This window comes from Ruegeria sp. BB5 (assembly GCF_056539405.1).
In genome coordinates this window covers 188,840-201,897 of the sequence record NZ_JBQFUX010000006.1, presented here as the reverse complement: position 1 = coordinate 201,897, position 13,058 = coordinate 188,840, and the positions used below count along the sequence as shown (strand labels likewise).

The window sequence follows — 13,058 nt, the reverse complement described above, 5'->3', positions numbered from 1 at the left end:
TCTTAAAAGAAGAATATTCCAATATTCCCAGCTCTGGCGGAACTATCTTATCAATTCAGGCGCAACAGACCTTCTCGGCCCGCACCTCAAGCATCTCGGGGGCTGGTCTTGCCCGAAAAATGGTCGGCCACAAAGTCGATCAAAGCCCGCACGCGCTGCGGTAAAAACTGCATTTCTGGGCGCAGAATAAAGATCCCACCACCGGCATTCGGTTCAGCATGATCGGGCAAAACCGAGGTCAAGCGACCAGTGCGCAAGTCATTCGAGACAAGAAACTCCGGCAGCCAAGCAATGCCGCGCCCGGCGCAGCACGCCGCACGGAGCGCTTCGAGGCTGTTACATGAAAACCCCGGCCCAAGACGCGATAGGAGACCCGCTGCTCCTGTAAATCCCCAATCCGACAGGTGTTTTTCCGGCCCCAGGCGTAGACATTTATGCGCGGTCAATTCCTGTGGTTGCTGCGGTTCGCCATGCCGCTCAAGATAGGTGGGCGCTGCACATGGTATCCGCCGATTGTTCAACAGTTTCCGCGACACAAGCGATGAGTCCGGCAAAACGCCGCTGCGGATCGCGATATCAAAACCTTCTCCGACCAGATCAACAACCTTGTCCGTCAACAGCATGTCAATCTCGACCTCGGGGTTGAGATCCATGAATTCAATGACCAGAGGGATCACGTGTCGCTGACCAAAAGCCGCCGAGCTTGTCAGGCGGATCGTTCCATGCAGGCTGTCGGCACCATCGGCAATGTCCTCTTCCAGTGCCGTCAGGCGGGCGAGAATCTCGCGCGCTTCCTCTACATATCGCTGTCCCGCCTTGGTCAAGGTCATGCGCCGAGTCGAGCGTATGAGAAGCGGCACCCGCAACCTCTGCTCTAGCTGATACACCCGCTTGCCCACGGCCGACGGGGTGTATCCCAATGCGCGGGCCGCAGCCGAGAAACTGCCGTGATCAACCACGGCCAGAAGAATTTCCAGTTCAGCCTTTTGTGCCATTTGATCTAAAAAATATCAAAAACTAATCCCATTCACTACATTATCAAAAGAGATTGTCCAAATTATCTAAGGTGGAGATCAAAAACCAAGGAGAACCACCTTGCCCGCCGCCTCGAACATCTCTCTCTTCACGCCGCTTACACTGCCGAACGGGCGTGTTTTGAAGCACAGGATCATCAAATCGGCCATGTCGGATTCACTGGCCGATGGTCAGGGCAACCCAACCGCTGCACAGATGCGTCTGTATGAACGTTGGGCAACAGGGGGTGTGGCCGCGTCAATTATCGGCGAGGTGCAAGGCGATCCTCATTTCCCCGAAAAGCCGGGTAATTTGGTGCTTGATGAACAAGCTGACTTGGCGGCCTTCAGCGATCTAGCCCGGCGCGGGTCGGCCGACGGCGCGCAGCTTTGGCTGCAACTCGGCCATGCCGGGGCGTTGGCCCATTTACCGATCAGCCAGCCCAGAGGCCCAAGTGCGATAGACTTCCCAGACTTTCGCAGCGAAGCCATGTCTTTGCCCGAAATCAGAGCAATCCCGGATCAATTTGCACGCACTGCCCATCTTGCAGCCAAACTTGGTTTTGGAGGCGTCCAGATCCATGCCGCGCATGGGTTTCTTCTGAGCCAATTTCTCTCTCCCCTCTTCAACCGCCGGACGGATGCCTATGGCGGCGCAATCCACGCGCGGATGCGCCTGCTGATCGAAACGGTCGAGGCCGTTCGTGCCGCGGTGCCCCGCAATTTTACAGTTGCCGTCAAACTCAACGCCACCGATCAGCTGGACGGCGGTCTTACAGAACAAGACGCGCTGAAGGTGGTTGCAGGGCTTGAAGGCAAAGGTGTTGATCTATTGGACATCAGCGGCGGAACTTATTTTCCGGGGGCTCCGTCCAGTTCTGATCGTACGTCCAAAGGCCCCTATTTCCTCGACTTCGTTCGTGCGGCGCGCGGTCTAACCGCGATCCCGCTTATGGCCACCGGAGGATTCAAGCGCCGTGACGAGGCAGAAGCTGCGATTATGGCGGGGGATGTGGATGCGGTGGGTATTGCACGAGGCTTTGTTCTTGATCCCGCTTTGCCCCGGACGTGGCAGGCGCGACAACACGAGGTCCCCTTCCCCCGCTTCACTACCCTTCCACCCGGAGGGATGACCGCGTGGTATACCATGCGCATGACGGATATCGGGTCGGATCGGGAAGGATCGGTGGATCGCGGTATTGCCCAGGCCATCACCGAATATGAAAACCGCGACGCACAGCGCGCAAGGATCTGGCAGAACCGGTTTAATTCCAGGTCAAAGCAAACCTGAGACAGCCGATCAGCAGGTTATGTGAAATTGCGCCCAAAAGCACCACAACCGGACCAGTCGCGGTCTTGATTTAATTTCAGCGCGAATCCCTCATGAGTTGTGTTTTTTTGCCACAGCTCAGCAGCCCAATTTAGATAAACCTGAGTTGAGATTGACTACCAAGATCAGAGGGATAGTCAGGGTACAGAATTTTTTGGATTTGAGGTTTCGATTTCATATGGATGGGTTCTCATCTTCTCTGGGCCTACACCTTATAGCAGATTTTTTCGATGCAAGCGCACTATACGATCCTTCCCCAGCAGAAGAGACCCTGAGACGCGCGGCAATTGCTGCCAATGCTCAGGTTCTTGGGATCAACATGCGCGATTTCGGACAACGGGCAGGTTTCACAGGCATGGCACTTTTGGCCGAGTCGCACATCTCGGTCCACACCTGGCCCGAACACGGATATGCCGCCATCGATATCTTTATGTGCGGTGACGCAGAACCACAGCGCAGCTTAGAGGTTTTGGAGTCCTATTTCCGCCCCCAGCGCGTCGATGTGCAATCCATCAAGCGCGGTCTGATCGGACAGAGCAGACACCGGCTTGCGGCGGCGGGCTGCTAAAGGGCGGATGAAGGAACTGCGCAGATGCCCGGTCACGATAAGTCTCATACTATGCGCGATAATCGTTTATGCGCTGTGGGGTCCGGTTCGGTATTCCGGACCCATTGTGACGCTACCCGATCATCTGTTGTTTTCGATCCGACATGGCAATCTGAACCATCTGACGCTCAATTGCCTGCTAATCCTTGTTGGCGGCAGCCTCAGCGAACCGCACTTGGGCAGCGCCCGAACCGCGGGGCTTGTTATCCTTTGCGCCGTTGCCGGAACGACAACAGAAATCGCATTGGCCGGACCCGGCTTTGTGGGGCTGTCCAGTGTCGCCTATGGCCTGGTTTCCTATGGAGTGATTGCCACAAGCACACCGGGGCGACGCAGTTGGATGCTGGCGCTGATTGTCTTTGTCCTTATCGCCGAGCTGTTGTTTCTGCGCCCTCAGATCGCCGTTTTCACCCACAGCACATCCGCCTTGATCGGAGGAGGACTCGCCATGTTTAGCGCCCTGTTCGGCTCAAAAGGGCCAACCCTTAAACCCATGGAATGGCGGCATGTATCCCCGGCTGTCCAAATCATCGCCCAAACCGACGAAGATGATGCCGACGAAGCCGAAAATAAGTTCGTGCATGAAGGAACGGACAACATGTTCGTCCTGCAGGACCGCGGCGAGGTGCTGGGGCTGATCGGTTATTGCCTCGACGAAGATGCGCCGGACATCGCCTGGCTGTCCTGGACTTATCTGGATCAGGCGCATGCGGGCAAGGGGCTGGGAAGCCAGATGCTGAACGACCTGCTTGGCAAACTGGCCCAGATGCATGTCCGCAAGATTTTCATCGAAACCAGCGACTATGAAGAGTTTGGCAAAAAGCTCTATGCCGCGGCGCATAAACTGTATGAGGAATTCGGAGCCGAAGTCGAACTGACGGTACCCGGGTATCACGGCCCACGCGAAGCCAAGATCATCTATGGATTGGACAATCCCGAAGCGCCCGACATACAGGCGGCAGAGCCATCGCCAACCACTGGCCTGAGCTTCACCGACATTCACAAAGCCGCCGAAACGGACGACGTTGCCGGCCTGCGCTGGTGCGAAACCAGCAGCGGGCTGAGCGGGCTGGATCAACAGCTTTCGTTGGCGCGCGCGCAAAGTTATCGCATGGCCGTTCTGGCCATTCCGTCCGACCTGTCCAACGCCAACGCAACAGAACTGCAGGCCAATGGCCTGAAAAAATGCGGCGAGCTCAAAGAGTTCTACGGCAAAGACCTGCATCAGGTCTGGTGGAGCAGCGACCTTGGCGAAACCTGAATCACAGTCTCAAATCAATAGGAGAAATTATGTTTGGAAACATTAAGACGATAGCCATTGTTGGCGTTGTGGGCTTTGTGGCCTATTCGATGTTTTTTAGTTCGAAGTCCGAGCAAACCGCCGATCTCGGGCAGGTTCTGGACCGGACCGAATTCGCGATCAACCAGTATCAGGAATACCTGGAAGCCAACAGCATCGCCGAAGCATCTGACGAGCAGGTGGATGAGTTCACCGGATATCTGGCTCAGGTCATGAACTCGGACCCGCGCTTTTATGACGAACCGCTGGGCATGGAGGTTCTGTCTGACGCCAAATTCTCGGGTTTTGTCGATCCGAACGCAAATGGCACGCGCGAATCGAGCGAGGGTGAGATTTTCACAATCGAGATTGACGAGGCCAACAACCGCCTGATCGCCACCGACACCACCGGCCAATCCGCGGGCTTGCGGTTCTCGGGGGCGGGATTCCTGGCGGGGGCTCTGATCGGCAACCTGATCAGCCGCCAACGCTCGGCCGGCATTACCGCGTCCAGCTTCAACAACCGGTCAGTGACACCGCGCAACAGCTACTCGGCCCCGCGCAGCGCCCGCTCGGGCGGTTTGCGCGCCGGTAAATAAGACGCCGCGACTACACCAAACCCCACTCAGACCCGGCGCGTTATCAGTGCCGGGTCTTCCCGTTTTCGGATTTTGAAATGACTGATACTCTGACACCGCGTTACACGGCGCTGCCCCGGCGGCAGGCGATGGTTCTTCTTGGCGCAATCCTTGTTGTTGCCCTTTGTGGCATTGTCTACGAATTGATCATCGGTACGGTGTCCAGCTATCTGCTGGGAAACTCGGTCTATCAGTTCTCACTTACGATCGGGTTTTTCATGTTTGCCATGGGCGTGGGGTCCTATGTGTCCCGTTTTTTCCACGGCAACCTGATCCAGACGTTCATCTGGGTTGAGCTGATCCTGGCGCTGATCGGTGGTCTGTGCAGCGTGTCGCTGTTCATGCTTTTTCCTTATGCGCCCTGGTTTTACACGGTGGGTATGTTCACCTTCATCTCGGCCATCGGATTTCTGGTCGGGTTGGAAATACCGCTGCTGATGCGCGTATTGTCGGAAAGCAGTACAACGCGGGAATCCATCGCTGATGTGCTGTCACTAGACTATATCGGTGCGCTTGGGGGATCGGTTCTGTTTCCCATTCTGTTGCTGCCGTCGCTTGGGCTGATTTCATCCTCTTTCGCTATCGGTCTGACCAATGCAATGGTTGGCCTGCTCAGCGTCCTGTGTCTGCGCGACCAACTGGATGCGCCCAAACGGATGCTGGCCTGTGCCATTGGTACCATAGTTTTGTTGTTCGCCCTGACCCTGGTGGCCGGGCGCATCACTGCATTTGCGCAGGATCATCTGTATTTTGATCGCATCGTCTGGCGCAAACAGTCCCAGTATCAGTCGTTGGTCGTTACCAATACTTGGCAAAAAAACGACGTACGCCTGTACATTGATGGCCATCTGCAATTCGCTGAAACCGACGAATACCGCTATCACGAAGCGTTGGTCCACCCCGCCTTGTCATGGGGGGATAGCACCCCAAAGTCGGTTCTGGTGCTTGGCGGTGGCGACGGTCTGGCCGTACGTGAAATCCTGAAACACCCCAGCGTTGAGCGTATCGATCTGGTCGATCTTGACCCAGCGATGACCGACCTGGGGCGCAATCTGGCCCCCGTCGCACGTCTGAATGACAACAGCATGGAGGCGTCCATACTAAACGTTCACAACACCGACGCTTTCAACTATGTCAAATCCACCGATCAGATCTATGACCGGATCATCATCGACTTTCCCGATCCTCATAGTGAGGCACTGTCAAAACTGTATTCGGTCGAGTTCTACGCCATGGTTCAGGGCATTCTGTCCCAAAACGGCGTTCTGGTGACACAAAGCAGCTCACCTTTTTTTTCCCCCCATACCTATTGGACGATATCGGAAACCCTGTCCGAGATGTTCCCGCAGGTGGTGAACTATCAGATGTCGATCCCTTCTTTCGGGGTTTGGGGTTACAACCTTGCGACCAATGAACCCGCGTCTACGCTGGGGAATTTGCCCGAGGGTCTGAGGTTTGTAACGCCAGAGGTTTTTTTGGCCGCGCAGGTGTTTCCCAGCGACATGTTGCCCAGACGCGAGCTTGCAGTGAATTCCATCTTTGACCCCGGCATCTATCAGGAATACGCCCGCGACGTGTCCGGCTATTGAGCCTGGACGCCAATTGAATGTCGTCCACCTCTCAGATCAGGTCTAACAAGCGGACACTGTCGAAAAAGGTCTGCATGCTGACCTAACCCGGAGACTGTAGGTGCTCTTCTAACGCTGCATTACCGCCATTGATTTCATTAAAGAAAATTCTTGAAGTTCGACCATATTTCTGCGCGATATTTGCTCATAACTCTGCACGATTTGCCCAAAAGTCTGCGCGCTCCACTTTTCGGTGCCGGATTAAATCCTTCCGAAAGTCTCTTTGAGTTCTGCGACTTGAGCTACATCCAGCAATCGGGTTGGCAGGCCCCGCAAAGCCACTAGTAGCTTGGCTGTTTCTTCTAACTCTTCTGCTGCACAAACCGCTGAGAAGAGATCCTTTCCCGAGACGACGGGACCGTGATTGGCCAACAGAACCGCACTATACTTGCCGCCCAGTTCGCGGATCAAGTAACCGGATTTCGGGTCGCCTGGCTTGATGTATGGAACCAGTTTGACCGTGCCGACGCGCATCACCACGTACGGCGTAAGCGGCGGAATACAGTCATTGGGATCGGTGTCTTCCAGACACGACAGAGCAGTGGCCCAGGTCGAGTGCAGATGAACCACAGCGCCCGCTTCCGGCCGCGTGTCATAGAAGGCTTGATGCAGAAAAACCTCTTTGGTCGGCTTGTCGCCGGAAACGTGGTTGCCATCCAAACTAATCTTGGCGATGCGCTCGGGGTCGATATCGCCCAAGGTGGAATTCGTTGGCGTCATGAGGATCCCGTCATGTAAACGCGCGGAGACATTGCCCGCCGTGCCGACGGAAAAACCACGCGCAAACAGCGATGCACACAGTTCCGACATCTGCCGTCGCAGTGTCTGTTCTTCAGAACTCATTTACCGGACTCCATCATTCTGAGGGCCTTCGCGAAAAAGTCCGGAGCGCCGAAGTTTCCAGACTTTAGAGCCAGCGCAATGGGTTCAGTCTTTCCAACGCTCAAGACTGGCACGCCCGGATCGATCTCTGGCCCAATTGACATGGCCGGTGAACCCAATGCCTCAGAGACGGCCTTGGCGACAGCGCCTGACGTCTCTCCTCCGGCCACGACAAGGCGCTTATGACCCGTTTGAACAAGTTCTCGTGCTGTTTCCGCAAACAGATTGTCCAGCCTGTCCGCTACTACTTCTTGACCGAATTGACTTTGGATCGCACGCACCTCTTCCGGGCTTCCTGATGAGTAAGCGAGAGGGGACTCTCCTGAATGCGTTTCAAAGAAATCCAGAAGCGTTTGCGTGGTCACATCCCCGGACATAACACCCGGAACATCGATGGCGAACGTCGGATTGGATTCCGCATGAACATCGATCTGCCCTCGTGTCGTACCTGAACATGACCCTGCAAGGATAGCGGCAGGCCCAGAGATACCTGTGAACACAATGCCACCTCTTTTGGACGAAGCTTTTCTGACGAAGTTTCTGGGTAGACCCAATGCTATCCCGGATCCCCCGGTAATCAGCTGGGCATCCATCAGTGCCTCGCCCCAGGCCAGCAAATCCTCGTCCGAAATCGCATCACCGATTACAAAGCGTTCGTCTGCGATCTGCAACGCATCAGCAATCGCCTCTGGCCCTTGCTTCACGGTGCCAACTGGAACCAACCCAACCGCCTCTTTGGCCTGGTGCTGCAACCAACGCCTGATGTTCGCATCCGTCATCGGAGTAAGAGGGTGATTTTCCATCCCAGACTCGTGCAATAGCTTGCCGAGCACAAAAAGATGGCCGTGATAGATGGTACGCCCCGTGGTGGGAAAGGCCGGACAGAAAACCACCTTCTGCGCGTCCAGTTCGTTGGCAAGCGCTTCCGCGACCGGGCCGATGTTTCCTTCATTAGTGGAATCGAATGTCGAGCAGTATTTAAAAATGAACTGCTGGCATCCTTGATCCTTAAGCCACCGCAGAGCTTGCAAGCTGTCCGCTACGGCTTCCTCAATAGGTGCGGTGCGGCTCTTAAGTGAGATCACACCCGCTTCGATCTCTTTGTCAGCTGGGGAAGTTGGAATACCTGGAAACTGAGCCGTTCGTAGTCCACCTTCCGGCTCAACACCCTTCGCCAAGGTGTTTGCGACATCACTTGCACCAGTAAAATCGTCCGCTATGACACCGATTTTCATAGTTCAATGTCCCGCGTCGGCCCTGGATCCAGCCTATGGATATGCGGTGCCGCGCCCACGGGAAATACCTCACGCACAAGTGGATCATGGCCGGGCACGATAAGCCTAGAATGCGAAGCCAACCTCTCAAGGGTCTCGAAACCATCCATCATGTCTTGCAGGTCGACGACGATAGGAAAGGCTTTGCGTGCCATGAAATTCTCGTAATAGTGCGAGGCGTCAGAGGCGAGTACCATCCACCCGGCCGCCGTTCTTACGCGAACGCATTGCAACCCGCGCGAATGCCCTCCGATGCAGTGCACCGTTACCCCATCTGCAATCTCGGCTTCTCCATCATAGAACACCACCTTGCCTGAATAGAGACGCTTTACGACCTCGCATACATGGCCAGCCGTAAAAGGCGCACGCAGGTGATCCTGGCACATGCATGGACCTGTGGCGAAGGCCATTTCCGCCGACTGCATGTGCAATTTCGCGTTAGGGAACAAATGCAGCCCCCCTGCATGGTCATAATGAAGGTGGGTCACGATGACCTCAGTCACCGCTTCTGGCATAATGTCTAAAGGGCTTAGAGCCTCGCGAGGGTCCATCGCGATGGGACGACCACGTGCGGCGGCCTCATCGGAGTCATAGCCGGTATCGACCAGAACGACTTTGTTACCGCGTTTGAGCACCCAAACGAAATAATCCATCGCGTGAGGAGCGTCATGATTATCATCGAAAATGAAGCTATCGGCTCGCGTCCGGGCGTTGCGATCCGCGTATTTCACGGCATGGATTTCCCAATCGTTCATCGGATGACCTCGGAATACTGGTGAACTACCTTGGTGGCGATCATATCAGCCACCGCCGCATCGAAGGATTGAAAATGCGCGCTTTCTAGGTGGGCAGAGAACGCCGCGCTGTCCTCATAAACCTCATAAAGAAAAACTGTCTCGGGATCGTCGCCGAGGCACACGTCAAACTGTTGGCATCCGGGTTCTTCACGCAAAGAGGTTGAAGCGTTTTTGACCATCAGCGGTAGAAAAGTGTCTCTCGTACCGGGTTTGAGAGTGAAAGTGACAGTGACTACAAACATCAGACAGAAAGTCCTTTCAGACGTGAGAAAGCGCGCTTTGCAACGGGCAGCTGGCTGAGGATCAGACCAATGTTGAGCACCAGCAGAATGGCCGCACCGGGTCGTGAAAAGAAGACCGAAGGATCCCCATCCGACAGGAACAATGACCGGCGGAAGGTTTCGTCAAACAGGCTGCCCAGAATAACGCCTATCACCAACGGCGCGATTGGGTACTTCATCAGGTTCATGAAGTAGGCAACGGCGCCGACGCCAAGCATCAGGTAGAGATCATTGATACCACCACCGACGCTGAAAGACCCAATTGTTGTCAGAACCATAACGACGGGTAAGAAGATGGTCTGCGGGATGGCAAGTATTTTGATGAATACCCGAGCGGTGAACAGGCCCATCAAGAACATTGTCAGGGAGGCCAGCACTAAAATTGCAACCACGCGCAAAATGATCTCGGGGTCTATCGTGGGGCCTGGGATCACGTTGTTGATCTTGAAGGCCCCCATCAAAGCCGCGGCGGGTGGCGAACCGGGAATGCCCAACACTAAAAGCGGGATTAGCGCACCACCAATACAAGCGTTGTTTGCAGTCTCAGAGCACAGCAGACCTTCCAATGATCCTTTTCCAAACTTGTCGCCCTCGGCAGATACGGTCTTGCCAACACCGTAGCTGACCCAACCGGCGACATCTTCGCCGACGCCAGGAAGCGCTCCTACCCCAGTTCCAATCACTCCTGACCGGCCAATGGTGGGCAGGTAGCGTCGGATGGAGCGTAGGTTCGGAAGGATTCGGCCCTTTAGGGCTACAACTTTCCCAGCCTCAACGTGCCTCAAACCGTCGATAATTTGGGGGATGGCAAAGGCACCCATCAAAACTGGCACGACCTGAAATCCGCTCATCAGGTAAGACCAGCCGAAGGTATAGCGCGGTTCAGACAACAGAGGGTCAAGCCCCACCATGGACATCGCAAGCCCGATCAGACCGGCGATCCATCCCTTAATCACCAGGTCTTCGCTCATCAAAGTGCCAGAAAGCAGAATGCCGAACAGGGCCAGCAATGCTTTCTCCGGGCTTGCGATGTTCTTTGAAACCAAAAGCAGCGCCCAGACAAAAATCAAAAGCGTGATGGTCCCGATAACTGTACCAATGAAACTGGCCGTTGTGGTCAGCCCTAGTGCTTCGCCCCCTCGACCCGCTTTGGCCAGAGGGTATCCATCCATGGCCGTCGCCGCACTGGCCGCCGTGCCCGGAATGTTCAGCAGAATAGACGGATAAGAGCCACCGTAAATCGCGCCGACATAGGCCCCGAGCAAGGCGATGAGCGAATAGTCCAGCGGGATTTTGTTGCCGAAGAAACCCGTCAAGATCGTCACTGCCAGGGTTGCCGTAAGGCCGGGCAATGCGCCGAATGTGATGCCCAGGAATACGGATGCGATCAAATACAGATAGGTCAGCGGGTCCACTGCCAGACCCACGAATGCAGTCCCAAATCCAGCTAGTTGCGAAAGGATAAAGTCCATCCGGTCAGTCTTTCCATAGCGGACGAAGCGTCACGTAGTAGTGGTATTCGATTTGCTTGAAGATCAGCCCACCGCGCGCAGGTACGTTTTGGCGGAAGACGAATGCCATCGCACAAACGAGGATGAGAGGGGCAAGTATTGCCACCAATGGAACGAACCGCAAAACGCGTTCAGAAGCCGCTTTGGTCAACACCACTAGTGTTAACGCGACCCACAAGGCCAGTGTAAACCAATCATCACCGTGTGCATTCCAATCCGCCTGAGCAGGAAACACGGCGAACGCAAACAAACCGGCGACGACAACTGCGATACAGGCCACCAAAGCACGCCGCACGTGACCGCCGTAGTAGCCGTAAGTCAAAGCTGTAATCAGTAACCCCGAGCACAAAATGAAGTCCACTCTGGGAACCAGTCCGACGACATATGCAAGAAGGATCAGGCCGATTGTTGAAGCTCGAAAGGCTTCCGACTTGTCCCATCCGATACCCAAAGCGCTAAGCGCGTTTTGGGCTCCACCTGAGCGGATCGAAATAGCTAGCAAGACGAAGGACAACACAAGCAATCCACCGAAGATGAACAGCGGTACAATTGCAGCCGAGTTGTACCAGTCCGACCCACTGACACCTGCGCGGTTTTCACCCCAAAGGGGGATGTCCGACGTCTTCCAAAGGAAAAAGGTGGAAATTGCTATCAGACCAATCGAGGCCCAGAAATCGCGCGCCCGCATGATCAGTGTATCGTCAGGTTTGTCCATTGCCTGCCTCTTGTCGGAAAGGGCGCGATTATGCGCGCCCTTTCAAATGTGATCGGATTATGGCTTCTCGATACCCAGCGACGCCGGATCGACGGTTGCGGCACCCAAATCTTGTAAGGTGTAGGCAAAGGTAGCTTCGAGGTTCGCAAACAGCTCTTGAGCTTCTTCGCCGTGTTGACCACCGACATCATAATTGTTTGCAGAGGCCCATTCAGCGACGGTGTCGGAGGCAATCGCTTGCTCGAAGGCATCACCAAGCGCGGCCTTTACGTCGTCCCCCGCTGAACTGTGAACTGCAAACCCGATGGCCTGCTTGAGTGGCAAATACTGATCGAGACCGTCATAGATGCCAAAGGCAGAAGGCACTGTTGCCCCTGCAATCTGCGCATCTTCGGGTGTCAACATCGCAAGCGGTTTAAGTTGACCGCCTTCGATCAACGGGGCCTGTTCAGCTAGAGAAGTCACAACCAACGCGACTTCACCTGCTATTGCTGCCTCCTGCCCGGGCGCTGAACCTTTGTATGGAACAAACTTGAATTCTGCACTGGACCCTTTTTCGATAGCCAGAAGGTTCAAGTGGTGGATCGAACCTGCGCCGGAAGCCGCCGCTGGAATGGTTCCAGGAGCAGCTTTTGCGGCGTCGACCAGCTCTTCCAGCGTGTTGTAAGGGCTATCTGCTGGAACCGAGATCAGATCAGGTGATCCGCCAACAATGAACGGATACCAAAAGTCAAATTTCTTATCCCAACCACCCTGCACAGCAGCGGTGACGTTGGACTCTGACAGACCAACCAATGTGTAGCCATCGTCTGGTTGATTCATGACGTAGACCATACCGTTGGAGCCTGCGACACCACCTGTTTGATTGATCACATTGATCGAGACCGGAAGGTGTTTTTCCATCTCGGCCATGATCATTCGGTTGATCGTATCCGTACCTCCTCCGGCCCCCCAGACCACAGCTGTGGTGATATCACGATAGGGATAATCCTGCGCAACAGCTGCCCCTGCAATCCCGGTCGCCATCGCGGCTGCGGCCGCCAACCGCCCAAGCTTTAGTTTCATTTCCAAGTCCTCCCAAACAACTTTGCGTTTATTATTGC

Annotated in this window: 13 protein-coding genes; 5 read left to right on the top strand and 8 right to left on the bottom strand. The window is 55.1% G+C overall.

The features are described 5' to 3' along the window. Window positions 1–86 precede the first annotated feature (86 nt). A complete protein-coding gene (locus ACR0DL_RS15175) occupies window positions 87–995 on the bottom strand; it encodes a LysR family transcriptional regulator (protein WP_480689943.1) in 909 nt (302 codons plus the stop codon). Between the two features lie 100 nt (window positions 996–1,095). Here ACR0DL_RS15175 and ACR0DL_RS15170 point away from each other — a divergent pair, with 100 nt between their 5' ends. From ACR0DL_RS15170 to ACR0DL_RS15150, 5 genes are all read left to right on the top strand, one after another. Next, entirely contained in the window at window positions 1,096–2,304 is a 1,209-nt protein-coding gene (locus ACR0DL_RS15170) for an oxidoreductase (protein ID WP_170552569.1), read from the top strand. Between the two features lie 217 nt (window positions 2,305–2,521). Further along, entirely contained in the window at window positions 2,522–2,911 is a 390-nt protein-coding gene (speD, locus tag ACR0DL_RS15165) for an adenosylmethionine decarboxylase (RefSeq protein WP_170552566.1), read from the top strand. A 106-nt stretch (window positions 2,912–3,017) separates the two neighbouring features. Then, a complete protein-coding gene (locus ACR0DL_RS15160) occupies window positions 3,018–4,211 on the top strand; it encodes a GNAT family N-acetyltransferase (protein ID WP_170552563.1) in 1,194 nt (397 codons plus the stop codon). 29 nt (window positions 4,212–4,240) lie between these two features. Then, entirely contained in the window at window positions 4,241–4,828 is a 588-nt protein-coding gene (locus ACR0DL_RS15155) for a hypothetical protein (protein WP_480689940.1), read from the top strand. Between the two features lie 77 nt (window positions 4,829–4,905). Next, window positions 4,906–6,456: a polyamine aminopropyltransferase gene (locus ACR0DL_RS15150; protein ID WP_480689938.1), complete on the top strand. Its 1,551-nt coding sequence runs from the start codon at window positions 4,906–4,908 to the stop codon at window positions 6,454–6,456. 240 nt (window positions 6,457–6,696) lie between these two features. On the opposite strand, the gene otnC is transcribed toward ACR0DL_RS15150, so the two are convergent. Genes otnC through ACR0DL_RS15115 form a run of 7 tightly spaced genes read right to left on the bottom strand, consistent with a single transcriptional unit; the run spans window position 6,697 to window position 13,020 of the window. Then, window positions 6,697–7,338: a 3-oxo-tetronate 4-phosphate decarboxylase gene (gene otnC / locus ACR0DL_RS15145; protein ID WP_170352025.1), complete on the bottom strand. Its 642-nt coding sequence runs from the start codon at window positions 7,336–7,338 to the stop codon at window positions 6,697–6,699. Continuing rightward, complete coding sequence (gene otnK, locus ACR0DL_RS15140) at window positions 7,335–8,612, bottom strand: 3-oxo-tetronate kinase (protein WP_480689936.1); 1,278 nt, start codon at window positions 8,610–8,612, stop codon at window positions 7,335–7,337. Before otnK ends, otnC begins: the two co-directional genes overlap by 4 nt. After that, a complete protein-coding gene (locus ACR0DL_RS15135) occupies window positions 8,609–9,406 on the bottom strand; it encodes an N-acyl homoserine lactonase family protein (protein ID WP_480663612.1) in 798 nt (265 codons plus the stop codon). Before ACR0DL_RS15135 ends, otnK begins: the two co-directional genes overlap by 4 nt. Next, on the bottom strand, window positions 9,403–9,690 hold the full coding sequence (locus tag ACR0DL_RS15130; RefSeq protein WP_480638644.1) for a putative quinol monooxygenase: 288 nt from the start codon (window positions 9,688–9,690) through the stop codon (window positions 9,403–9,405). Before ACR0DL_RS15130 ends, ACR0DL_RS15135 begins: the two co-directional genes overlap by 4 nt. Further along, window positions 9,690–11,201, bottom strand: a complete 1,512-nt coding sequence (locus ACR0DL_RS15125) for a tripartite tricarboxylate transporter permease (protein WP_480649307.1) — start codon at window positions 11,199–11,201, stop codon at window positions 9,690–9,692. Before ACR0DL_RS15125 ends, ACR0DL_RS15130 begins: the two co-directional genes overlap by 1 nt. 4 nt (window positions 11,202–11,205) lie before the next feature. Then, on the bottom strand, window positions 11,206–11,955 hold the full coding sequence (locus ACR0DL_RS15120) for a hypothetical protein (RefSeq protein ID WP_480689934.1): 750 nt from the start codon (window positions 11,953–11,955) through the stop codon (window positions 11,206–11,208). Window positions 11,956–12,012: 57 nt separating this feature from the next. Then, complete coding sequence (locus ACR0DL_RS15115) at window positions 12,013–13,020, bottom strand: Bug family tripartite tricarboxylate transporter substrate binding protein (RefSeq protein WP_480689932.1); 1,008 nt, start codon at window positions 13,018–13,020, stop codon at window positions 12,013–12,015. Between the last annotated feature and the right edge of the window lie 38 nt (window positions 13,021–13,058).

Excerpts from the sequence above, each read along its gene's own strand:
- ACR0DL_RS15175 (WP_480689943.1), bottom strand. The coding sequence starts at position 995 with ATGGCACAAAAGGCTGAACTGGAAATTCTTCTGGCCGTGGTTGATCAC.
- speD (WP_170552566.1), top strand. The coding sequence starts at position 2,522 with ATGGATGGGTTCTCATCTTCTCTGGGCCTACACCTTATAGCAGATTTT.
- ACR0DL_RS15155 (WP_480689940.1), top strand. The coding sequence starts at position 4,241 with ATGTTTGGAAACATTAAGACGATAGCCATTGTTGGCGTTGTGGGCTTT.
- ACR0DL_RS15150 (WP_480689938.1), top strand. The coding sequence starts at position 4,906 with ATGACTGATACTCTGACACCGCGTTACACGGCGCTGCCCCGGCGGCAG.
- otnC (WP_170352025.1), bottom strand. The coding sequence starts at position 7,338 with ATGAGTTCTGAAGAACAGACACTGCGACGGCAGATGTCGGAACTGTGT.
- otnK (WP_480689936.1), bottom strand. The coding sequence starts at position 8,612 with ATGAAAATCGGTGTCATAGCGGACGATTTTACTGGTGCAAGTGATGTC.
- ACR0DL_RS15135 (WP_480663612.1), bottom strand. The coding sequence starts at position 9,406 with ATGAACGATTGGGAAATCCATGCCGTGAAATACGCGGATCGCAACGCC.
- ACR0DL_RS15130 (WP_480638644.1), bottom strand. The coding sequence starts at position 9,690 with ATGTTTGTAGTCACTGTCACTTTCACTCTCAAACCCGGTACGAGAGAC.
- ACR0DL_RS15125 (WP_480649307.1), bottom strand. The coding sequence starts at position 11,201 with ATGGACTTTATCCTTTCGCAACTAGCTGGATTTGGGACTGCATTCGTG.
- ACR0DL_RS15120 (WP_480689934.1), bottom strand. The coding sequence starts at position 11,955 with ATGGACAAACCTGACGATACACTGATCATGCGGGCGCGCGATTTCTGG.
- ACR0DL_RS15115 (WP_480689932.1), bottom strand. The coding sequence starts at position 13,020 with ATGAAACTAAAGCTTGGGCGGTTGGCGGCCGCAGCCGCGATGGCGACC.